A 22,386-nucleotide genomic window follows, 5' to 3' on the forward strand; every position below is an offset into this window, starting at 1 on the left:
CCTTTACGCGGACCGCAGATAGTGGTCGAGCACGCGGACGCCGAAGTGCAGGGCGTCGACGGGGACGCGCTCGTCGACGCCGTGGAACAGCGCTCCGTAGTCCAGGTCCGGGGGCAGCTTCAGCGGGGAGAAGCCGTAGCCGGTGATGCCGAGCCGGGAGAACTGCTTGGCGTCGGTGCCGCCCGACATGGTGAAGGGCACGACGTGTCCTTCGGGGTCGAAGTGCTCGACGGCGGCGCGCAGTCGGGCGAAGGTCGGCGAGTCGACGGGGGCCTCCAGCGGGACCTCGCGGTGGTGGAACTCCCACTCCACGTCCGGTCCGGTGAGCCGGTCCATCGTCTCGGCGAACTCCTCCTCGCCGCCCGGCAGCATGCGGCCGTCGACGTACGCGACGGCCTGGCCCGGGATGACGTTGACCTTGTAACCGGCGTCCAGCATGGTCGGGTTGGAGCTGTTGCGTACGGTCGGTTCGACCAGGGCGGCGGCCGGGCCGAGCTTCTCCAGGAGGACGTCGACGTCGAAGCCGTCCGCCGTCACATCGGTCTCGATGCCGTACAGCGCGGCGAGTTCGGTGAGCGCGGCCCGTACGGTCGGGGTGAGGCGGACCGGCCAGGGGTGGGCGCCGATGCGGGCGACCGCGGCGGCGAGCCGGGTGACGGCGTTGGCCGTGTTCACCTTGGAGCCGTGGCCCGCCCTGCCGTGGGCGGTGAGCTTGACCCAGGCGGTGCCGCGCTCGCCGGCGGCGATCGGGTAGAGGGTCATGCCCGGGTGCGGGTGGAAGCTGAACGCGCCCGATTCGCTGATGCCTTCGGTGCAGCCCTCGAAGAGGGCCGGGTGCTGGTCGGCGAGGAAGCCGGAACCGTCCTCGGCGCTGGCCTCCTCGTCGGCGGTGTAGGCGAGGACGATGTCCCGGCGCGGCCGGACGCCCTGGCGGGCCCAGGAGCGGACGACGGCGAGCACCATCGCGTCCATGTTCTTCATGTCGACGGCGCCGCGTCCCCAGACGACTCCGTCGCGGACCTCGCCGGAGAAGGGGTGGACGGCCCAGTCGGCGGGCTCGGCCGGGACGACGTCCAGATGGCCGTGGACGAGGAGGGCGTCGGCGGTGGGGTCGGTGCCCGCGATGCGGGCCACCACGTTGGTGCGGCCGCGGGTCCGCTCCAGCAGGGTCGGTTCGAGCCCGGCGGCGGCGAGGCGTTCGGCGACGTACTCGGCCGCGGGGCGTTCGAAGCAGTCCCCGCCGCCCTTGTTGGTGGTGTCGATCCGGATCAGCTCGGAGGTGAAGGCCACCACCTCGTCGAGCGCCGTGGCGTCCGGGCCGTGGACCGGCTCAGCCATACTGTTCCTCCACCGCTGCGGAGACGATCGTGGTGACCGCCTTGAACGTGCGAATACCCTCGTACATCGTCTCGCTGGTGTACGCGACCCGGCGTTCACCGCTACGCGCCACGCCGGGAACCACCGTCGCGGCGGCCGCCAGGTGCTCGGCGTCGAACTCCAGCTCCACGGTGAACGGTCCGCCCCGCACCGGCTCGTGCCGTACGGCGAGGGCCGCCGCCGCCTTGGCCGCGGCCCGGATCTCGGATGCCGTACGACGCGGGGTGCGGCAGACCGCCGCGTACCGCGAGACGTGGTCCTTCACGGCGACCTTGGGCGCCTCGGGGGCGTACCCGAGGGCGTCCTCGCAGGTGAGGTCGTCCCCGGTGACCAGCACCACCGGCACGCCGTACTCCGCGACCACATGGGCGTTGAGCAGCCCCTCGCTCGCCCGCTCGCCGTTGAGCCAGACGCCGGTGATGGAGTTGGCGAGGTAGGTGTGCGCGAGCACCCCCTCGGCCCCGGCGCCGGTGTGGTAGCCGACGAAGGCGATGCCGTCGACGTCACCGTGCTGGACGCCCTCGACCATGGAGAGCGACTTGTGGCGCCCGGTCAGCATCTCGGCCCGCTCGTCGAGCTGTTCGAGCAGCAGGTTCCGCATGGTCCAGTGCGCCTCGTTGATCAGCACCTCGTCGGCGCCGCCGTCGAAGAACCCGAGGACGGCCGCGTTCACGTCCGAGGTGAACAGGGCCCGGCACCGCTCCCACTGCGGAGTCCCGGGCAACACGTCGGCGGGCCAGGTGACGCCGGTGGCGCCTTCCATGTCGGCGCTGATCAGGATCTTCACGGCTCTCCCAGTTCCCCGAGGTCTGCCGGTCCTTCTCGGCGGAGCCACTCGAAGACACCGGCGAGAGCATCCTTGCTCATGGGCCGCCCCTTGTCACCGGTGGACACGTCTCGCCGGGACGCGGCGAGGATGTGTCCACCGATCGCCCGCGCGCCTCAGTCCTCGTGGCCGAGCTGCAGGTCGCGTTCGGTGCGGCCGCCGCCCGCGAGGTGGAGGACGGTGGCGACCGGGGGGTAGCCGGCCGCGATGACCGTGTACTCGCCCGAGGACAGGTCCACGAAGCGGAAGGTGCCGTCGGGTCCTGTCGTGAGGGTGTCGACGACGTTGCCCGCCGCGTCGAGGAGGGTGACCCGGGCGTCCTCGACCGGGCGGCCGCCGCCTGCGCGGACCGTTCCGCGCAGGACGGCGCCGCCCGCGAGTTCGATGTCCTGGCGGGTCTCGCGGGAGGACTGCACGCTCACCGGGAGGGCGGCGGGCCGGAAGGCGGGGGCGCTGGCGGCCAGGGTGTACTCGCCGGCCACCAGCTCCGTGATGACGTAGCCGCCTTCGCGGCCGCTGCGGGTGGAGGCGACGACGTCGCCGCGGACGTCGGTGAGGGTGACCGCCGCGTCCCGTACGGGTGTGCCGTCGGCGGTGAGGACCGTTCCGGCGAGCCGGCCGGCGCCGCCGAGCACCACGTCGAGCTCGACCGGCCGTTCGCCGACGGTGACGGAGACCGCCTGGGGCTGGTGTCCGCCGGCCGCCGCGATCAGGACGTACGAGCCGGGGCCCGGGACGCTGAGCGCGTAGCGGCCGTCCTCGCCGCTGCCGCCGCGGCCGATCTGCCGCCCCTGGACGTCGATGAGGGTGAGGGCCGCGCGCGGGACGCGGGTGCCGTCGTGGTGCTGGACGGTCCCGCAGACCGGGAGGCCCGCGGTGTGGCCGGCCGGTGCGGGGGCGGCGGCGCGGGCGCGCGGGACGGCGGTGGGGGCCTCGGTGGTGGGGGTGTGGTGGGACACCAGCGGTTTCTCCTTGAGGAAGAAGGCGAGGACGAGGCCGAGCACGAGGACCGGCACGAGGTAGAGGAAGATGCGCGGCATCGCGTCCGCGTACGCCTGGATGTAGGCGTCGCGCAGGGCCGGCGGAAGGGCGTGGACCGCCTGGGGGGTGATCGATTCGGCGGCGGGCAGCGCCGTTCCCGCCGTACGCGGGAGCAGGTCGGCGAGCGCGTCGTCGAGGCGCGCGGCGAAGAGGGTGCCGAAGACGGCGGCGCCGACGCTGCCGCCGATCTGCCGGAAGTAGTTGTGGGCGCTGGTGGCGGTGCCGAGGTCGCTGGGGCGTACGGAGTTCTGCACGGTGAGGACGAGGACGGGCATGACGAGGCCGATGCCGACGCCGAGGACGGCCTGCCAGACGCTGTGGTGCAGGCGGGGGGTGTCGGTCTCCATCCGCGAGAGCAGCCACATGCCGACGACGGAGATCGCGCCGCCGAGCACCGGATAGAGGCGGTAGTGGCCGGTACGGGTGATGAGGTGGCCGGAGACGACCGAGGCGCCGACGATCCCGCCCATGAGCGGGAGCATGAGGAGGCCGGACTCGGTGGCGGTGGCGCCCTCCACCATCTGCAGGAAGGTCGGCAGATAGCTGGCGGCGCCGAAGAGGGCGATGCCGACGACCGCGCCGACGAGGCTCGTGACGGTGAACACGGAGTCGCGGAACAGCCGCAGCGGGATGAGGGGTTCGGGGGCGAAGTGCTCGACGACGAGGAAGAGGACGGTCGTCGCGGCGGCTCCGCAGCCGAGCGCGATGACGACCCGTGAGTCCCAGGCGTACTGGGTGCCGCCCCAACTGGTGAGCAGGACCAGGCAGGTGGAGGCGGCGGCGAGCAGGAGGGCGCCGAGGACGTCGAGCCGGGCGCGGGTCCGTGGCTTGGGGAGCTTGAGCACGACGGCGACGACGGCGAGGGTGACGAGTCCGAAGGGGACGTTGAAGTAGAAGCACCAGCGCCAGGAGAGGTGGTCGGTGAAGAAGCCGCCCAGCAGGGGGCCTGCGACGGAGGCGAGGCCGAAGGCGGCGCCGATGAGGCCCATGTAGCGGGCGCGCTCCCTGGCCCGGACGATGTCGGCGATGATCGCCTGGACGCCGATCATCAGGCCACCGGCGCCGACGCCCTGGACGGCGCGGAAGGCGATGAGTTCGTCCATGGTGCGGGACCAGCCGGCCAGGCCCGAGCCGATGACGAAGACGACGATGGCGAAGAGGAAGACGCCCTTGCGGCCGAAGAGGTCGCCGAGCTTTCCGTAGATCGGCAGGCCGATGGTGGCCGTGAGGAGATAGGCGGTGATCGCCCAGGACATCCGGTCCAGGCCCTGGAGTTCACCGACGATCTTCGGCAGGGCGGTGGCGACGATCATCTGCTCGAGCGCGGCGAGCAGCAGCGCCAGCATGAGACCGCAGAAGACGAGCCGGACCCGGCGGGGGTCCAGAGCCGGTTCGTGGCCGGGCGGCGGTTCGTGGCCGGAGGGCGGTTCGTGGCCGGAGGGCCGGTCGCCCGCGGCGAGCGGCACGTCCTCCTTGGCCGGCGTGATCGCACCCACGTGCTGCTCCCCTCGTCACGGCGTCGGCGCCGCGCCATTCTTCGCATCGGGCGCGAAGCGGGAGCAAGTCGGGCGGTGCGGACCGCCGGTGGCGCGCCGGGGCGCGAACGCCCCTGCACCAGGTGGCACTTGGGGCGCTCATCAGCGCGTTTACGAGAGCTCCCGCGCCCCCTCGGCGCGCGGGGCGCTCTCGCGGGGGACGCGGGGAAACCACTCGAATCGGTGAGCGGTGTCGACCGGGGAGGTTACTTCTCGACCTCGGCGGCCAGGTTGGCGAGGAGGGCGTCGTAGATGCGGCCGAGCCCCTTGGGCGCGAAGGTCTTCTCGAAGAAGCCGCCGATGCCGCCGGCGCCGTTCCAGACGGTGCTGACGACCGCCTTGGACTTCCCCTCGCCGGCGGGCGTGACGGTCCACGTGGTGACCATGGAGGAGTTGCGGTCCTTCTCGACGAGCCGGCCGTCGGTGGGCTCGGTGACCTCCAGGAGGCAGTCGCGGACGCGCTTGCTGGTGGCCTGGAGCTTCCAGTGGACGAGGGTGCCCTCGCCGTCGCCGCCCTCGCGCACCTCGTACTCGCTGAAGTGCTCCGGCAGCACCTTCGCGCGGGTGCCGCTGTAGTCGGCCAGAGCGTCGAACACCGTCTCCGCGTCCGCCGCGATGATCCGCTCCGTCGTGGCCTCGACCTGCGCCATGGCACTTCCTCCAGCTTGGTTCCTCGGGGGTGTGGGACCAGCCAACCACCTGGGCCCGGCCCTCCCAAATCCGGGGTCGGGGCGATCAAGGGAACATGTGTTCTATTCTGTGGAACAGGGCTCAGGCCACCGCGACCACCGAGGAGGCGTCCATGCGCTGGGACAATCTGGGCGACGACCCCGCCGCCCCCGCCGACATCGCCCTCTTCGGTACGGACGCGGTCACCACCCGCACCTTCGACACCCCGGAGTTCCGCGGGATCACCTTCCACGAGGTGCGGGCGCGCTCGATCGTGAACCGGGTGCCGGGCGCCTCCCGCATGCCGTTCGAGTGGACGGTCAATCCGTACCGCGGCTGCACGCACGCGTGCGTCTACTGCTTCGCCCGCAAGACCCACAGCTATCTGGACCTCGACACCGGCCTCGGCTTCGACTCCCAGATCGTCGTGAAGATCAACGCCCCGGAGCTGCTGCGCCGGCACCTCGCCTCCCGCCGCTGGCAGGGCGCGCACATCGCCATGGGGACCAACGTCGACTGCTACCAGCGCGCCGAGGGCCGCTACCGCCTGATGCCGGGGATCATCTCCGCGCTGAGCGACCACGCCAACCCCTTCTCCATCCTCACCAAGGGCACCCTGATCCTCCGGGACCTGGACCCGCTGGTGCGGGCGGCCGAGGTCACCGAGGTCGGCATCTCCGTCTCCGTCGGTTTCACCGACCAGGAGCTGTGGCGCACGGTCGAGCCGGGCACACCCTCCCCGCAGCGCCGTCTGGACGTCGTCAGGACGTTCGGCGAGCACGGCATCGGGTGCGGGGTGCTCATGGCCCCGGTCGTCCCCTTCCTCGGCGACCGGCCCGAGCAGCTGCGCGAGACGGTCCGCGCCATCGCCGAGGCGGGAGCGACCTCCGTGACCCCGCTCGTCCTGCATCTGCGGCCCGGCGCGCGGGAGTGGTTCATGGCGTGGCTGGGGCGGCACCACCCGCGTCTGGTGGGGCGGTACGAGCGGATGTACGGGGACGGGGCGTACGCGCCGACCTGGTACCAGCGCCGGATCACCCGTCAGGTGCACGAGCTGGCGGCCGAGTTCGGGATCGGGCCCGGACGGCGGGAGACGGCGCGCCGGACACCCGTGGCGGAAGAGCCCACGCGGCCCGAGCCGACCCAGCTCACCCTCCTCTGATCGGGTGAGCTCTCGGCGGAACGCGTCCCTCCGCAGGGTGTTCCGGGCACGGAGGCCCTATGAACCCACGCGCCGGAATGCTGATCGCCACTGGGGCCCTGATCGCCGGGACGGTCACCGTCCTGCCCGCGTCCGCCGAGCCCCGCCCCGAACCGACCGCCCGCCCGATCACCCCGCTGACCTGGACGGGCTGCGCCACACCTGCGTATCCGAAGCTCCAGTGCGCCACGCTCAAGGTGCCGCTGAACCACGACGATCCGGCCGGCCGGTCGATCACGCTCGCGCTGACCCGGGTCGCCCACACGGCGAAGGAGTCCCAGGGGCCGCTGCTGGTCAACCCGGGTGGGCCGGGCGGCAGCGGGCGGACGATGGCCGGGTTCGTGGCCGCCGCGCTGCCCGCGAAGGTGGCGGCTCGGTACGACGTGATCGGCTTCGACCCGCGCGGCGTCGGCAGGAGCGAGCCCGCCCTCGACTGCAGGCCCGGCCACTTCGACCCGGTGCGGCCCGACTCGGTGCCGAGCGGCGCGGAGGGCGAGCGCCGGGGGGTCGAGCGGGCGCGGGCCTTCGCGGAGGCGTGCGGGAAGAAGCACGGCGACGTGCTGCCGTACATCGACACGGTCAGCGCGGCCCGCGACATGGACGCGATCCGCGCGGCGCTCGGCGCGCCCCGGCTGAACTACCTGGGGTACTCCTACGGCACCTATCTCGGCGCCGTGTACGCCCGGCTGTACCCGCAGCGGGTGGGCCGGTTCGCCCTCGACTCCGTGGTCAATCCGCAGGGCGTCTGGTACGAGGACAACATCGCGCAGGACTACGCCTTCGACACCCGCCACAAGGACTTCATGGCGTGGGTGGCCCGCCAGGACGCCACGTACCGGCTGGGCACGGACCCGGCCGCGGTCGAGGCCGCCTGGTACCGGATGCGGGACGCGGTGCGCGAGAGCCCGGCCGGCGGGAAGGTGGGCCCCGGCGAGCTGGAGGACACCTTCCTGCCGGGCGGGTACTACGACGGGTACTGGCCGAAGCTGGCCGCGGCGTTCGCGGCGTACGTCAACGACAAGGACCCGAAGCCGCTGACGAAGGCGTACGAGCAGCACGCGGCGGTCGACGCGGTCGCGGACAACAGCTACTCGGTCTACACGAGCGTGCAGTGCCGGGACGCGAAGTGGCCCCGGGACTGGAACGTCTGGCGCAAGGACAACTGGGACGTGCACGCCAAGGCGCCCTTCTCCACCTGGAACAACGCCTGGTACAACGCTCCGTGCGCGTTCTGGCCGGTGGACTCGCTCACCCCGCCCGACGTCACCAACGACGACGTGCCACCGGTCCTCATCGTCCAGGCGACGGACGACGCCGCGACCCCGTACGAAGGAGGCGTGGCGCTGCACCGGATGGTGCGCGGCTCCAGCCTCGTGGTGGAGGAGGGCGGCGGCAACCACGGCGTGACGCTGAGCGGCAACGACTGCCTGGACGAGCACCTGACGGCGTACCTCGACACGGGGGTCGTGCCGCGCGGTGACGGCACCTCGGAGGCGGACGCGGTCTGCGCGGCGCGCCCGGAGCCGGAGCCGGAGCCGGTGAGGCCCGTGAAGGCCCGCACCGGCGCGGCGGTGCTGCACGGCCTGCTCGGCCACGGCGGCTGAGGAAGGCGGAACCGGGCCGAGGGGGGCGGCCGGCGGCCGAGGGGGGCGGGCGCCGGCCGCGTTGTCAGTGGCGTACGGGAGGATGTCGGGCATGAGTACGCATCTCACCCACCTGTCCGCACCCGACGGGGTCGCCCCGAGCCCCCAGTACAGCCATGTCGTCTGGGGCACGGGCCGGTTCGTCGCGATATCCGGTCAGTGCTCCCTCGACGCCTCGGGCGCGGTCGTGGGTGAGGGCGACCCGGGGAGGCAGGCCCGGCAGATCTTCTGGAACCTGCGCCGCTGCCTCGCCGCGGCGGGCGCCGGTTTCGGGGACGTGGTGAAGCTGACGTACTTCGTCACCGATGTGGCGCACCTCCCGGCGGTGCGGGAGGCGCGGGACGAGGCCTTCGGCGCGGCTCCGCTCCCGGCGAGCTCGGCCGTCCAGGTCTCCGCCCTCGTCCGCCCGGAGCTGCTGATCGAGATCGAGGCGTACGCCCTCGTCCCGGACGGCTCCCAGACCGCGTCCCCGGACGGCTCCTAGACCGCGTCCGCGTTCGGCTCCACGTCCACGTCCGCATTCGCGTCCGAAGCCCGGAGCCGGGCGAGGGCCTGGGCCGCCGCCTCGCCGAGGCGGGGGTGGGGCAGGGCGGCCTCCAGCGCCGGGCGGGCCCGCGGGTCGCCGAGTGCGCCGAGGCCCTCCACGCAGGCCAGGCCGACCCGCCAGTGCGGGTCGGTGGCCGCGAGGCGCCGTTCGAGGACGGTGATCAGCGCGGGCACGGACTCGGGCGCGCGCAGGTCGGCGAGGAGCCGGACGGGCAACAGGGCGTATCCGACGCGCAGTTCGTTGGTGGCGAGCGCGGCGGCGGCCCGCGCGGTCCGGGGGTCGCCGAGCCGCAGGAGCGCGTAGGCGGCGGTGACGCAGCGCTCCGGGTCGCGGTGGTTGAGGAGCAGGACCAGGGCCTCGAAGGCGCGGGGGTCGCCGGCGAGACCGAGCCGGAAGGCGGCGATCTCGCGCGCCCAGAGAGGCTGCCCGGGGGCGGTCAGAACGCGGACGAACTCGTCGTGGGCGTCGGCGGCGAGGAGTTCTTCGAGTTCCCCGATGGATTTCCGATCGGCTTCCGGGCCGTTTTGGATCTCGTCCCGCAATCGATCGATCATCGAGCAGAATTCCGGGTTCTGAGCGATATCCATGGCGGTCAGCGTATCCGCGATCCAGATCACATTTTCCGAACTCCCCGGGACTGGCGCGCTCGTTACCCGCCGGTTAATCTCAGGTGAGCGGGTCACCCCCCGCATCCTCTCGACAACCAGGTGACGCAGTTGTCGGGAGACCGAGTTTGTCGGTTCGGCAGTTTTCGACGTGGCTCCGGGACAGAGCCCGTCGCACCTTTTCCCGCGCGTTTCTCGCGCCCGCGGGCGATCCCTCATCGCGCCCGTATCGCCGCCTTCAGTCGTCACTCTTCCTCCCTGGAGTCCCCTGATGGACACCCCTCTCTCCACCATCGCCGTCGTCGGTCTCGGCACCATGGGCGCGGGCATCGCCGACGTCCTCGCCCGGTCCGGCCGTGAGGTCATCGGCATCGACATCAGCGAGGCCGCCGCCACCCGCGCGGTCGCCGCGCTGGAGGCCTCCACCGCCCGTGCGGTGGCCCGTGAGCGGATCACCGAGGAGGAGCGGCAGGACGTTCTCGCCCGCTTCCGCACCTTCTCCGACCTTCAGGCGGCCGCGGACGCCGACCTCGTGATCGAGGTCGTGCCCGAGTCGTACGAGGCCAAGCAGGAGGTCTTCCGGGCCCTGGACGCCGTCGTCCGGCCCGAGGCGATCATCGCCACCGGCACCAACGCGCTCTCCGTCACCCGGCTGGCCGCCGACTCGGCCCACCCCGAGCGCGTCCTCGGCCTGCACTTCTTCACCCCGGTCCAGGCGATGAAGCTGGTGGAGATCGTCTCCTCGGTCCTGACCGCGCCGCAGGCCGTCGCGGCCGTCACCGACCTCGTGCACGACCTCGGCAAGGAGCCCGTCGCGGTCGGCGACCGCCCCGGCTTCGTCGCCGACGGCCTGCTCTTCGGCTACCTCAACCAGGCCGCCGCCATGTACGAGGCCAAGTACGCCTCCCGCGAGGACATCGACGCCGCCATGAAGCTGGGCTGCGGTCTGCCGATGGGCCCGCTGGCGCTGCTCGACCTGATCGGCATCGACACCGCCCGTACCGTCCTGGAGGCGATGTACAGCGAGTCGCGCGACCGGCTGCACGCCCCCGCGCCCATCCTCAAGCAGCTCAGCGAGGCCGGTCTCACCGGGCGCAAGTCGGGCCGCGGTTTCTACTCCTACGAGGCGCCGGGCTCCGCGACCGTGGTCCGCGACGCGCTCACCCCGCTGGAGAGCGCCGGCACCGCCCCGGGCCGCGAGGTCCGCTCGGTCGGTGTCGCCGGCTCGGGCACCATGGCCTCGGGCATCGCGGAGGTCTTCGCCAAGGCCGGTTACGACGTCGTGCTCGCGGCCCGTTCGCAGGAGAAGGCCGACACCGCCAAGGCCCGGATCGCGAAGTCGCTCACCCGTTCGGTCGACAAGGGCCGGATGACCGCCGAGGCCCGTGAGGAGACGCTGGCCCGGATCACCCCGGCCGGTGCGCTCGACGCGTTCGCCGAGGTCGACCTCGCCCTGGAGGCCGTGGCCGAGGACCTGGAGATCAAGCGGCAGCTCTTCGCCACGCTCGACAAGGTCTGCAAGCCGGGCGCGGTGCTCGCCACCACGACCTCCTCGCTGCCGGTCGTCGCCGTCGCGCGCGCCACCTCGCGCCCGCAGGACGTGATCGGCATGCACTTCTTCAACCCGGCCCCGGCGATGAAGCTGGTCGAGATCGTCCGTACGGTCCTGACCGCCGACGACGTCCACGCCACCGTCCGCGAGGTCACCGCGAAGATCAGGAAGCACCCGGTGGACTGCGGCGACCGGGCCGGCTTCATCGTGAACGCGCTGCTCTTCCCGTACCTGAACAACGCGATCAAGATGGTCCAGGAGCACTACGCCACGCTGGACGACATCGACGCCGCCATGAAGCTGGGCGGCGGTTACCCGATGGGCCCGTTCGAGCTCCTCGACGTCGTCGGCCTCGACGTCTCGCTCGCCATCGAGAAGGTTCTGCACAGCGAGTTCCGCGACCCGGGCCTGGCCCCGGCGCCGCTCCTGGAGCACCTGGTGGCGGCCGGCTGCCTGGGCCGCAAGACGGGGCGCGGCTTCCGCGAATATGCCCGACGCTGAGCCCGCCGCGGGCTGGGGAGGGTTGCTGAGCCCCGGGAGCGCCTCCGGCATCCCGGGTCAGGCACCGGGCGACCCTCCCCCACCTGGGCACACTCCCGCACCGATGCAGTACGTTCAGGACATGTCCAAGGCCGCTAAGTCACCCCGTGCCACGTCCACGTCCGCCTCCGACACCCCGGAGAGCGCGGCCGGCACCCGCGCGGCCGCCCAGCGTCTGAAGATGCGCCGCGAGCTGGCCGCCGCGGCCATGGAGCTCTTCGCGACCAAGGGGTACGAAGCCACCACCGTCGACGAGATCGCCGCGGCGGCGGGGGTCGCCCGGCGGACCTTCTTCCGCCACTTCCGCTCCAAGGAAGAGGCGATCTTCCCGGACCACGACGACACCCTGGTACGGGCGGAGGCGGTACTGAATGCCGCGCCGCCGCACGAGCACCCGCTGGACACGGTGTGCCGGGGCATCAAGGAAGTCATGAAGATGTACGCCGGTTCGCCGGCGGTCTCCGTGGAGCGCTACCGGCTGACCCGCGAGGTGCCGACCCTGCGGGAGCGTGAGATCGCCTCGGTGGCCCGCTACGAGCGGCTGTTCACTCGCTATCTCCTCGGCCACTTCGACGAGCGCGACCACCACGACGGCAACGACGACCCGCTCCTCGCCGAGGTGGCCGCCTCGGCGGTCGTCACAGCCCACAACCACGTGCTGCGGCGCTGGCTGCGGGCGGGCGGCCAGGGCGATGTGGAGGCGCAGCTGGACCACGCCTTCGCGATCGTGCGGGAGACGTTCGGCTCGGGGATAGGCGCCCGCCCGGCCTCGCAGGCGCCGCAGGCCGCCCAGCAGACGTCCTCCTCGTCGGCCACGCGGCCGGAGGCCGCCGAGGGCCCGGCGGCCACCGCCTCCGCCGAGGGAGGCGTGCTCGTCGCCGTGGCGCGTACGGACGCGCCGCTGGACGAGGTCATGCGGACCATCCAGCAGGCACTCGCACGCGACTGACCAGCAGACTTCCATGAGGAGAGCCGCCCCGACGGGGCGGCTTTCGTCGTTTTCACCCCGCCTTCGACCCTTACGCGCACCGGGCTTCGATCGATCATCGCTCATGTGTGACCGGTGGATTGCATCTGAGTGAAATTGTTGGCACGCAGTGCCTTGTCAGGTGACACGCGGTGCCATACGTTGATGTTGTCCGGGCGGCCGGCGCGCAGAGGTCTCCTCGTGCGCCGGCTGTCCCCACAAGCGATCGTGATTGTGCGCCCGGACGCCTGCGTCACAGGCAAACTTCAGCGCCCACCCGGCGCGGCCGACCGCACCACCCGCCGAACCGACGGCACACCTCCACAGCACCACACCACCCCGTCCCCGCGGGGGGCTCCCTCATCGCCCCCCTCAGACACGCACCGCCGGAGGCAATCCCGTGAAGGAAATCCTGGACGCGATCCAGTCGTCGGAGTCCACCTCCGCAGACTTCGCCAACATCAAGCTCCCCGAGTCGTACCGCGCGGTGACCGTCCACAAGGACGAGACCGAGATGTTCGACGGTCTCCCCAGCCGCGAGAAGGACCCGCGCAAGTCGCTCCACCTCGACGACGTGCCGCTCCCCGAGCTCGGCCCGGGCGAGGCCCTGGTCGCCGTCATGGCCAGCTCCGTGAACTACAACTCGGTCTGGACCTCGATCTTCGAGCCGGTGTCGACCTTCGGCTTCCTGGAGCGCTACGGCCGCCTCAGCGACCTCAGCAAGCGCCACGACCTGCCGTACCACATCATCGGCTCCGACCTCGCGGGCGTCGTCCTGCGCACCGGCCCCGGCGTGAACTCGTGGAAGCCCGGCGACGAGGTCGTCGCGCACTGCCTCTCGGTCGAGCTGGAGTCCTCGGACGGCCACAACGACACGATGCTCGACCCCGAGCAGCGCATCTGGGGCTTCGAGACCAACTTCGGCGGCCTGGCCGAGATCGCGCTCGTGAAGTCCAACCAGCTGATGCCGAAGCCGGACCACCTCAGCTGGGAGGAGGCGGCCTCGCCCGGCCTGGTCAACTCCACCGCGTACCGCCAGCTCGTCTCCCGCAACGGCGCCGGCATGAAGCAGGGCGACAACGTCCTGATCTGGGGCGCGAGCGGCGGACTCGGTTCGTACGCCACCCAGTTCGCGCTGGCCGGCGGCGCCAACCCGATCTGTGTCGTCTCCAGCGACCAGAAGGCCGACATCTGCCGCTCGATGGGCGCCGAGGCGATCATCGACCGCAACGCCGAGGGCTACAAGTTCTGGAAGGACGAGCACACCCAGGACCCGAAGGAGTGGAAGCGCTTCGGCAAGCGCATCCGCGAGCTCACCGGCGGCGAGGACATCGACATCGTCTTCGAGCACCCGGGCCGCGAGACCTTCGGCGCCTCCGTGTACGTCACCCGCAAGGGCGGCACGATCACCACCTGCGCCTCGACCTCGGGCTACATGCACGAGTACGACAACCGCTACCTGTGGATGTCGCTGAAGCGGATCATCGGCTCGCACTTCGCGAACTACCGCGAGGCGTGGGAGGCCAACCGCCTGATCGCCAAGGGAAAGATCCACCCGACGCTCTCCAGGGTGTACTCCCTGGAGGACACCGGGCAGGCCGCCTACGACGTCCACCGCAACCTCCACCAGGGCAAGGTGGGTGTCCTCGCGCTCGCGCCCCAGGAGGGTCTGGGCGTGCGCGACGAGGAAATGCGCGCGAAGCACATCGACGCCATCAACCGCTTCCGGAACATCTGAGGCCCAGACATGACCGAGCGCCAGAAGAAGGACCGTCCGTGGCTCATGCGGACGTACGCCGGTCACTCGACCGCCGAGGCGTCCAACGAGCTGTACCGGCGCAACCTCGCCAAGGGGCAGACCGGCCTCTCGGTCGCGTTCGACCTGCCGACGCAGACCGGCTACGACCCCGACCACATCCTCGCCCGCGGCGAGGTCGGCCGGGTCGGGGTCCCGGTCTCGCACCTCGGTGACATGCGCCGGCTGTTCCAGGACATCCCCCTGGAGCAGATGAACACCTCGATGACCATCAACGCCACGGCGATGTGGCTCCTGGCGCTCTACCAGGTGGTGGCCGAGGAGCAGGGTGCGGACGTCACCAAGCTCCAGGGCACCACGCAGAACGACATCGTGAAGGAGTACCTGTCGCGCGGGACGCACGTCTTCCCGCCCGGCCCGTCGCTGCGGCTGACGACGGACATGATCACCTACACGGTGAACCACATCCCGAAGTGGAACCCGATCAACATCTGCAGCTACCACCTGCAGGAGGCGGGGGCCACTCCGGTCCAGGAGATCTCGTACGCGATGTCCACCGCGATCGCCGTGCTGGACGCGGTCCGCGACTCCGGGCAGGTCCCGGCGGACCGGTTCGGCGAGGTCGTCGCCCGGATCTCCTTCTTCGTGAACGCGGGCGTCCGCTTCATCGAGGAGATGTGCAAGATGCGCGCCTTCGGCCGCATCTGGGACAAGGTCACCCGCGAGCGGTACGGCATCGAGGACGCCAAGCAGCGCCGGTTCCGCTACGGCGTCCAGGTCAACTCGCTCGGTCTGACCGAGGCCCAGCCGGAGAACAACGTCCAGCGGATCGTGCTCGAGATGCTGGCCGTGACGCTCTCCAAGGACGCACGCGCGCGTGCCGTCCAGCTGCCCGCGTGGAACGAGGCGCTCGGTCTGCCCCGCCCGTGGGACCAGCAGTGGTCGCTCCGTATCCAGCAGGTCCTGGCGCACGAGTCGGACCTGCTGGAGTACGAGGACATCTTCGCCGGCTCGCACGTCATCGAGGCCAAGGTCGACTCGCTCGTCGAGGAGTGCCTGGCCGAGATCGACCGGATCCAGGAGATGGGCGGCGCCATGGCCGCCGTCGAGTCCGGCTACCTCAAGTCGCAGCTCGTCTCCTCGCACGCCGAACGGCGCGCCCGGATCGAGGCCGGCGACGAGAAGATCGTCGGCGTCAACATCTACGAGACGACCGAGGAGAACCCGCTCACCGCGGACCTCGACACGGCGATCATGACGGTCGACCCGGCCAACGAGGCCAAGGTCGTCGCCAAGCTTCACGAGTGGCGCGACAACCGCGACGAGAACCGCGCCCAGGAGGCGCTGGCCGCGCTGAAGGCGACGGCGGCCGGAGAGGGCAACCTCTTCGCCGCCACCCTGGAGTGCGCGCGGGCCGGTGTCACCACCGGCGAGTGGTCCTGGGCGCTGCGGGACGTCTTCGGCGAGTTCCGCGCCCCGACCGGCGTCTCCTCGGCGCCGGTGGCCGTGACCGCCGAGGAGGGCACGCCGCTGGCTCTCGTACGGCAGAAGGTGACGCGGACCGCCGACGAGCTCGGCTCCGGCCGGCTGCGGCTCCTGGTCGGCAAGCCGGGCCTGGACGGGCACTCCAACGGGGCCGAGCAGATCGCGGTACGCGCGCGTGACGCCGGTTTCGAGGTGGTCTACCAGGGGATCCGGCTGACGCCCGAGCAGATCGTCAACGCGGCCCTCGCGGAGGACGTGCACTGCGTGGGTCTGTCGATCCTCTCCGGCTCGCACGCCGAGCTGGTCCCGGACGTCCTCGACCGGCTCCGCGAGGCGGGCGCCGAGGACATCCCGGTCATCGTCGGCGGGATCATCCCGAACGCCGACGCCGCAGATCTGAAGCGGGCGGGTGTCGCCGCCGTCTTCACACCGAAGGACTTCGGTATCACCGAGATCATCGGCCGTATCGTCGACGAGATCCGGAAAGCGAACAAGCTCGACCCTCTGGAGGTCCCCGCATGACCGCCCACCCGTCGCCCACCACCGCCCTTGCCGGAAGCGGCTCCGCCGCAGCCCCTTTCGACCGTCTCCGCCCGCGTCGCTCGTGCCTGGCGGTCCCCGGCTCGAACCCGCGCTTCCTGGAGAAGGCCCAGGGGCTCGCCGCCGACCAAGTCTTCCTGGACCTGGAGGACGCCTGCGCGCCGCTCGCGAAGCCCGAGGCGCGCCACACCATCGTGAAGTTCCTCAACGAGGGCGACTGGACCGGCAAGACGCGGGTCGTGCGGGTCAACGACTGGACGACCCACTGGACGTACCGTGACGTCGTCACCGTCGTCGAGGGCGCCGGCCAGAACCTCGACTGCATCATGCTGCCGAAGGTCCAGGACGCCCAGCAGATCGTGGCGCTCGACCTCCTGCTGACGCAGATCGAGAAGACGATGGGCTTCGAGGTCGGCAAGATCGGCATCGAGGCGCAGATCGAGAACGCGCAGGGCCTCAACAACGTCAACGCGATCGCCACGGCCTCCCCGCGGGTCGAGACGATCATCTTCGGCCCGGCCGACTTCATGGCCTCCATCAACATGAAGTCCCTGGTCGTCGGTGAGCAGCCGCCCGGCTACGACGCCGACGCCTACCACTACATCCTGATGAAGATCCTGATGGCCGCCCGCGCCAACAACCTCCAGGCGATCGACGGCCCCTACCTCCAGATCCGCAACCCCGAGGGCTACAAGGCGGTCGCCCAGCGCGCCGCCGCCCTCGGTTTCGACGGCAAGTGGGTGCTCCACCCGGACCAGGTCGCCGCCGCGAACGAGATCTTCTCGCCCTCGCAGGAGGACTTCGACCACGCCGAGCTGATCCTGGACGCGTACGACTACTACACGTCCGAGGCCGGCGGCAAGAAGGGCTCGGCGATGCTGGGCGACGAGATGATCGACGAGGCCAGCCGCAAGATGGCCCTGGTCATCTCCGGCAAGGGCCGCGCCGCCGGTATGCAGCGCACCAGCAAGTTCGAGATCCCGGAGGCGTAGGACCATGCAGTTCGGCCGTACCTACGAAGAGTTCGAAGTCGGCGCCGTCTACAAGCACTGGCCCGGAAAGACGGTCACCGAGTACGACGACCACCTCTTCTGTCTGCTGACGATGAACCACCATCCGCTGCACATGGACGTGAACTACGCGGAGAACACGACCGACTTCGGGAAGAACGTCGTCGTCGGCAACTACATCTACTCGCTGCTGCTCGGCATGTCCGTCCCGGACGTCTCGGGCAAGGCGATCGCCAACCTGGAGATCGAGTCGCTGCGCCACGTCGCGCCGACCTTCCACGGCGACACCATCTACGGCGAGACCACGGTCCTCGACAAGACCCCGTCCAAGTCGAAGAACGACCGCGGCATCGTCTACGTCGAGACCAAGGGCTACAAGCAGGACGGCACCCTCGTGTGCGTCTTCCGCCGCAAGGTGATGGTCCCCACCGAGACGTACATCAAGGAGCGCGGCGGCGAGCAGCCCGGCCGCCCCGAGCTGATCGAGCCCTCCAAGAAGCCGGAGAAGTAGTCATGGCGCGACTCGCCCAGACCCACGGTCTGACCGATGTGCAGCAGGAGATCCTCTCCACCGTCCGGGACTTCGTCGACAAGGAGATCATCCCGGTCGCGACGGAGCTGGAGCACCGCGACGAGTACCCCCAGGAGATCGTCGACGGGCTCAAGGAGCTCGGCGTCTTCGGTCTGATGATCCCCGAGGAGTACGGGGGCCTGGGTGAGTCGCTGCTCACCTACGCGCTCTGTGTGGAGGAGATCGCCCGCGGCTGGATGTCGGTCTCCGGCATCATCAACACGCACTTCATCGTCGCGTACATGCTCAAGCAGCACGGCACGCAGGAGCAGAAGGATTACTTCCTTCCGCGGATGGCGGCGGGCGAGACGCGCGGCGCCTTCTCGATGTCGGAGCCGGCCCTCGGCTCGGACGTGTCGGCCATCACGTCCAAGGCGGTCAAGGACGGCGACGAGTACGTCCTCAACGGCCAGAAGATGTGGCTGACGAACGGCGGTACGTCCAATCTGGTCGCCGTTCTCGTCCGAAGTGACGAAGGACACCCCGAGGGCACCGCGCCCCACAAGTCGATGACGACCTTCCTCGTCGAGAAGGAGCCCGGCTTCGGAGAGGTCCGGCCCGGCCTCACCATCCCCGGGAAGATCGACAAGATGGGTTACAAGGGCGTCGACACCACCGAGCTCATCATGGACGGACTGCGCATTCCGGCCAATCGGGTGCTCGGCGGGGTCACCGGCCGAGGGTTTTACCAAATGATGGACGGTGTCGAGGTCGGGCGGGTCAATGTGGCGGCCCGTGGTTGCGGCGTCGCTCAGCGTGCGTTCGAACTGGGTGTCTCGTATGCCCAGCAGCGTCACACTTTCGGCAAGCCGATCGCCCAGCACCAGGCGATCCAGTTCAAGCTGGCCGAAATGGCTACCAAGGTCGAGGCCGCTCATGCGATGATGGTCAACGCAGCGCGCAAAAAGGACTCCGGGGAGCGAAACGACCTCGAAGCGGGGATGGCGAAGTACCTCGCCTCCGAATACTGCAAGGAAGTCGTCGAGGACGCCTTCCGTATCCATGGCGGATACGGGTTCTCGAAGGAGTACGAGATCGAGCGCCTCTACCGCGAGGCTCCGATGCTGCTCATCGGCGAAGGTACCGCCGAGATCCAGAAAATGATCATTGGTCGTCGGCTGCTCGAGGAGTACCGATTCCAGGGTTGATTGTCGCTTTTGAGCCGGTTCGGCCGCGAAGAAGATCACACCCTGTCATCTTCTTCCGGCCGCCGACTCGGCTTCTGGCTTGCCCAGTTGCGCCCCGCAACCGATAGCATCGCCGGAAAGCCGCCGTCCCCCGCCAGCGCGGCATCATCCGCTACGAAGGTCATCCATGCCCCACAGCCAAACCTCTGCACACCGCGACAGCCTCGCCGGCGTACGCCTCGCGCGCGGAGCATCGCCGTGGCTTCTGCCGACCGTCGCCACCGCGGCGCTCAGCCTGGCGCGTTCGCGCAGGTCGAGGCGCGCCGCGGCCATCGCCGTGCCCACCACCGCGCTCGCGGCCGGCATGCTGTGGTTCTTCCGCGACCCCGAGCGTGAGATCGCTCAGGGCCGGGTCATCTCCCCCGCCGACGGTGTGGTGCAGAGCATCATGCCGTGGAAGGACGGACGGACCCGGGTCGCCATCTTCATGAGCCCGCTGAACGTCCACGTCAACCGCGCGCCGCTGGCCGGCACGGTGACGTCCGTGGAACACATCCCCGGCGGGTTCGTCCCGGCGTTCAACAAGGAGAGCGAGAACAACGAGCGCGTTGTCTGGCACTTCGACACCGAGCTCGGCGACATCGAGATGGTGCAGATCGCGGGGGCCGTGGCCCGCCGCATCGTGCCCTACATCCCGCAGGGGACGAAGGTCGAGCAGGGCGAGCGCATCGGTCTGATCCGTTTCGGGTCGCGCGTTGACATCTACCTTCCGGAAGGTGTCGACGTCGCTGTCGAGGTCGGTCAGACCACGACCGCGGGGGTGACTCGCATTGACCGTGATTGATCCCGACACCCGGGCCGCGGAGTGGGTCGCCGACGCGACCGAGGACGCCGCCGACGATGCCGAGGAGATGCCGCTGTCGTTGAGGCTGTCCATAGCGGACGCCCTCACGCTCGGTAACGCCACGTGCGGATTCATGGCGGTGTACTTCACCACCACCGGCATCCTCATCCCGCACCTCACGGGCAGCAACGAGACCGGCATGGCCCGCAACAGCGCCGCCACCGCCGTGATACTGATGCTGTGCGCGGCGATCTTCGACCTGTTCGACGGGCTCGTGGCACGCAAGCTGCGCAGCTCGCCGATGGGTGCGGAGCTGGACAACCTCTCGGACCTGATCAGCTTCGGTCTGGCTCCGGCCTACTTCGTCCTCGTGTACGGCATGGTCACGCCCGGCGCGCAGCAGAAGGTCTCGGCGGTGGCCGCGATCGTGGTGCTGCTCGCGGTGGTGCTGCGGCTGGCGAGATTCTCCTGCGTGACCCTGAAGGACGGCATGTTCCAGGGCATGCCGAGCCCCTTCGGCGCGCTCACGGTGGTCTCGATCGTGCTCCTGGAGCTGCCGTTCATCCCGACGCTGCTCGCGATCATCGGTGTCGCCTGGCTGATGGTGAGCCGGGTCGAGTACCCCAAGCCGCGGGGCATCCTCGCGGTGGCGATGCTCGCCTGGATCGTCGGGGCCATGGGCATGCTGGCGGCCTGGGCGTTCGACGCGCCGGGCGGACAGTTCCTGCTCCAGACCGGTTGCGCGCTGCAGGTGGTGATGGGCGCCGTGATCCCCCTCTTCGCGACCGCCCGTCGGGTGAACACCTTCCGCGGCAGCCGCCGCGAGAGCCGCGAGGCCCGTGCGGCACAGGTGCCGTGACGCTGCCGCTCGGCGAGTGAGCCGAAGGGGCGCGACGACGCCGAAAGGGAGAGCGCGCGGAGGCTGCGAGGAACGAGCGGCCGAGCACGGTCGACCGTCGGCGTCGGCTTGAGCGCCCCGGAGGCGAACCGAGCCTCGAAGAGAAGGGAAGGGCCCGGAGATTTTTCTCCGGGCCCTTCTCGTGTTTCAGGGCAGCTGCTTGTAGTAGAGCGTGGTGGGGCGCAGGGTGCCGGTGGGGTCGGCGGCGAAGTCGGGGATGACTCCGGCCGGGGTCCAGCCCGCCTTGCGGTAGAGGGCCTCGGCGGGGCTGTCGGTCTGGGTGTCCAGGATCAGCAGGGTGAGGCCCTCGGCCGCCGCGTGCGCCTCCGCCGTGGCGAGGAGACGGGCGCCGAGGCCCTGGCCGCGGGCGGCGCGGTGGACGATCAGCCGGGCGATCTCGCCGCGGTGGCGGCCGTTCGGCCTGTCGGTACGGACGAGGGTGACCGCGCCGAGGACCTCGCCTCCGGTGCCGTACGCCGCCCACACCTCCCGTATCCCCCGCTCGGCCTCGTCGGCGACCTCGCGCCACCAGGAGGCCGCCTCGGCGGGGTCCAGGGGTGCCAGGAAGCCCAGGGAGGCTCCGCCGTCGACGGCGTCCACGAGGAGGGCGGCGAGGCCGTCCGCGGCGTGGGCGCGGATCCGCCCGGGATCGAGCCGCTCGACGTCCGGGGCGGGAATACGGCGGACGGGGAGGAAGTCGTTCATGGCCTGAGCCTTACACTCCGTTGTTTCCCGCGGGTGACGACATGCTCATGCCTACGATGATCACATGCATGTGTTCCTCGCGGGCGCCACGGGCGCGATCGGCCGGCTGCTCCTTCCCCTGCTCCTCGACGCCGGGCACCGCGTGACCGGCGTCTCCCGGTCGGCCGAGGGCGTCGAACGGATCCGCGCGAGCGGCGCCGAGGGGGTACGGGCCGACGCCCTGGATCCGGAGGGCCTGCGCCGAGCCGTCGCCGAGGCCGCGCCCGACGTCGTGGTCCACCAGCTGACCGACCTCGGTTCGGCCGACGGGGCGGCCAACAACCGGCTGCGCCACGACGGCACGCGCAACCTCGTGGACGCGGCGCGGGCCGCGGGCGTGAGCCGGATCGTCGCCCAGTCGATCGGCTGGGCGTACGCCCCCGGGGACGGCCCGGCCGACGAGTCCGTACCGCTCGACCCCACGGACGAGCAGCCGCGGGCCCGGATCGTGGCAGGGGTGCGGGCGCTGGAGACCCGGGCCGCCGAGCTGCCGGAGGCGGTGGTGCTGCGGTACGGCGTGCTCTACGGCCCCGGCACCTGGTACGCACCCGGCGGACCGGTCGCGGCGGCGCTGCGCGGCGAGGACCGGGCCCGGTTCCTGGGGAGCGTGGCGGCGGACGACTCGGTGAGTTCCTTCGTCCATGTCGAGGACGCGGCGCGCGCGGCCGCCCTGGCCCTTGACTGGCCGGCGGGCGTGTACAACGTGGTCGACGACGAGCCCGCCCCCGGACACGCCTGGGTGCCCGTGCTCGCCGGGGCGCTCGGCGCACCGGCCCCCGCGCGGACGGCGGGCCGCGCGCCCTGGGCCCGGGGGGCCGTGAACGCCCGGGCGCGCGAGCGCGGCTGGACACCGTCGTACCCGTCCTGGCGCGAGGGCTTCGCCCACCAGAAAGCCTGAAGACGGCCGG

19 protein-coding genes are annotated in these 22,386 nt (G+C 70.8%); 13 read left to right on the top strand and 6 right to left on the bottom strand.

Features of this window, described 5'->3' with window-relative positions; translation table 11 throughout:
- Positions 1 to 3: 3 nt before the first annotated feature.
- From ACF06X_RS08595 to ACF06X_RS08610, 4 genes are all read right to left on the bottom strand, one after another.
- On the bottom strand, positions 4 to 1,338 hold the full coding sequence (locus tag ACF06X_RS08595; RefSeq protein WP_392286468.1) for a M20/M25/M40 family metallo-hydrolase: 1,335 nt from the start codon (positions 1,336 to 1,338) through the stop codon (positions 4 to 6).
- Positions 1,331 to 2,164 (bottom strand): M55 family metallopeptidase, encoded by an 834-nt coding sequence (locus tag ACF06X_RS08600; RefSeq protein ID WP_392286469.1) that lies wholly within the window; start codon positions 2,162 to 2,164, stop codon positions 1,331 to 1,333. Before ACF06X_RS08600 ends, ACF06X_RS08595 begins: the two co-directional genes overlap by 8 nt.
- Before the next feature lie 155 nt (positions 2,165 to 2,319).
- Positions 2,320 to 4,740 carry an MFS transporter gene (locus ACF06X_RS08605; RefSeq protein WP_392286470.1) on the bottom strand — a complete coding sequence of 807 codons (2,421 nt, stop codon included), beginning with the start codon at positions 4,738 to 4,740 and terminating at the stop codon, positions 2,320 to 2,322.
- Between the two features lie 245 nt (positions 4,741 to 4,985).
- The gene (locus ACF06X_RS08610; RefSeq protein ID WP_392286471.1) at positions 4,986 to 5,429 is read right to left on the bottom strand and encodes an SRPBCC family protein; all 444 of its coding nucleotides are present in this window, start codon (positions 5,427 to 5,429) and stop codon (positions 4,986 to 4,988) included.
- Positions 5,430 to 5,581: 152 nt separating this feature from the next.
- Between ACF06X_RS08610 and ACF06X_RS08615 the strand changes: the two genes are divergently transcribed.
- The 3 genes from ACF06X_RS08615 to ACF06X_RS08625 all read left to right on the top strand — a co-directional run bounded on the left by ACF06X_RS08615 (position 5,582) and on the right by ACF06X_RS08625 (position 8,776).
- A complete protein-coding gene (locus ACF06X_RS08615) occupies positions 5,582 to 6,610 on the top strand; it encodes an Rv2578c family radical SAM protein (RefSeq protein ID WP_392286895.1) in 1,029 nt (342 codons plus the stop codon).
- A 59-nt stretch (positions 6,611 to 6,669) separates the two neighbouring features.
- Positions 6,670 to 8,253, top strand: coding sequence for an alpha/beta hydrolase (locus tag ACF06X_RS08620; protein WP_392286472.1), 1,584 nt, complete (start codon positions 6,670 to 6,672; stop codon positions 8,251 to 8,253).
- 91 nt (positions 8,254 to 8,344) lie between these two features.
- The gene (locus ACF06X_RS08625) at positions 8,345 to 8,776 is read left to right on the top strand and encodes a RidA family protein (protein WP_392286473.1); all 432 of its coding nucleotides are present in this window, start codon (positions 8,345 to 8,347) and stop codon (positions 8,774 to 8,776) included.
- Here ACF06X_RS08625 and ACF06X_RS08630 read toward each other — a convergent pair.
- Complete coding sequence (locus tag ACF06X_RS08630; protein WP_392286474.1) at positions 8,773 to 9,426, bottom strand: HEAT repeat domain-containing protein; 654 nt, start codon at positions 9,424 to 9,426, stop codon at positions 8,773 to 8,775. The two genes, ACF06X_RS08625 and ACF06X_RS08630, sit on opposite strands and share 4 nt — an antisense overlap.
- A 289-nt stretch (positions 9,427 to 9,715) precedes the next feature.
- On the opposite strand from ACF06X_RS08630, the gene ACF06X_RS08635 reads away from it, so the two are divergent.
- The 9 genes from ACF06X_RS08635 to pssA all read left to right on the top strand — a co-directional run bounded on the left by ACF06X_RS08635 (position 9,716) and on the right by pssA (position 20,695).
- Positions 9,716 to 11,497, top strand: coding sequence for a 3-hydroxyacyl-CoA dehydrogenase family protein (locus ACF06X_RS08635; protein WP_392286475.1), 1,782 nt, complete (start codon positions 9,716 to 9,718; stop codon positions 11,495 to 11,497).
- A 121-nt stretch (positions 11,498 to 11,618) separates the two neighbouring features.
- Positions 11,619 to 12,485 carry a TetR family transcriptional regulator gene (locus ACF06X_RS08640; protein WP_392286476.1) on the top strand — a complete coding sequence of 289 codons (867 nt, stop codon included), beginning with the start codon at positions 11,619 to 11,621 and terminating at the stop codon, positions 12,483 to 12,485.
- 418 nt (positions 12,486 to 12,903) lie between these two features.
- Positions 12,904 to 14,241 (top strand): crotonyl-CoA carboxylase/reductase, encoded by a 1,338-nt coding sequence (gene ccrA, locus ACF06X_RS08645; protein ID WP_392286477.1) that lies wholly within the window; start codon positions 12,904 to 12,906, stop codon positions 14,239 to 14,241.
- Between the two features lie 9 nt (positions 14,242 to 14,250).
- On the top strand, positions 14,251 to 16,266 hold the full coding sequence (locus ACF06X_RS08650) for a protein meaA (protein WP_392286478.1): 2,016 nt from the start codon (positions 14,251 to 14,253) through the stop codon (positions 16,264 to 16,266).
- Entirely contained in the window at positions 16,263 to 17,276 is a 1,014-nt protein-coding gene (locus tag ACF06X_RS08655) for an HpcH/HpaI aldolase/citrate lyase family protein (protein WP_392286479.1), read from the top strand. Before ACF06X_RS08650 ends, ACF06X_RS08655 begins: the two co-directional genes overlap by 4 nt.
- 4 nt (positions 17,277 to 17,280) lie before the next feature.
- Entirely contained in the window at positions 17,281 to 17,805 is a 525-nt protein-coding gene (locus ACF06X_RS08660; RefSeq protein WP_355115695.1) for a MaoC family dehydratase, read from the top strand.
- A gap of 2 nt (positions 17,806 to 17,807) precedes the next feature.
- On the top strand, positions 17,808 to 19,013 hold the full coding sequence (locus ACF06X_RS08665; RefSeq protein WP_392286480.1) for an acyl-CoA dehydrogenase family protein: 1,206 nt from the start codon (positions 17,808 to 17,810) through the stop codon (positions 19,011 to 19,013).
- Between the two features lie 166 nt (positions 19,014 to 19,179).
- Positions 19,180 to 19,836, top strand: a complete 657-nt coding sequence (locus ACF06X_RS08670; protein ID WP_158992049.1) for a phosphatidylserine decarboxylase — start codon at positions 19,180 to 19,182, stop codon at positions 19,834 to 19,836.
- Positions 19,829 to 20,695 (top strand): CDP-diacylglycerol--serine O-phosphatidyltransferase, encoded by an 867-nt coding sequence (pssA, locus tag ACF06X_RS08675; protein WP_392286896.1) that lies wholly within the window; start codon positions 19,829 to 19,831, stop codon positions 20,693 to 20,695. The genes ACF06X_RS08670 and pssA overlap by 8 nt, the downstream gene beginning before the upstream one ends.
- Positions 20,696 to 20,881: 186 nt before the next feature.
- Here the strand turns inward: pssA and ACF06X_RS08680 are convergent, their stop codons facing one another.
- Positions 20,882 to 21,439 (bottom strand): GNAT family N-acetyltransferase, encoded by a 558-nt coding sequence (locus ACF06X_RS08680; protein ID WP_392286481.1) that lies wholly within the window; start codon positions 21,437 to 21,439, stop codon positions 20,882 to 20,884.
- Between the two features lie 64 nt (positions 21,440 to 21,503).
- Here ACF06X_RS08680 and ACF06X_RS08685 point away from each other — a divergent pair, with 64 nt between their 5' ends.
- Positions 21,504 to 22,376 carry an NAD-dependent epimerase/dehydratase family protein gene (locus ACF06X_RS08685; RefSeq protein ID WP_392286482.1) on the top strand — a complete coding sequence of 291 codons (873 nt, stop codon included), beginning with the start codon at positions 21,504 to 21,506 and terminating at the stop codon, positions 22,374 to 22,376.
- The last annotated feature ends 10 nt before the right edge of the window (positions 22,377 to 22,386 follow it).

This window comes from Streptomyces sp. NPDC015346 (genome assembly GCF_043078785.1).
Taxonomy (GTDB): Bacteria; Actinomycetota; Actinomycetes; order Streptomycetales; family Streptomycetaceae; genus Streptomyces.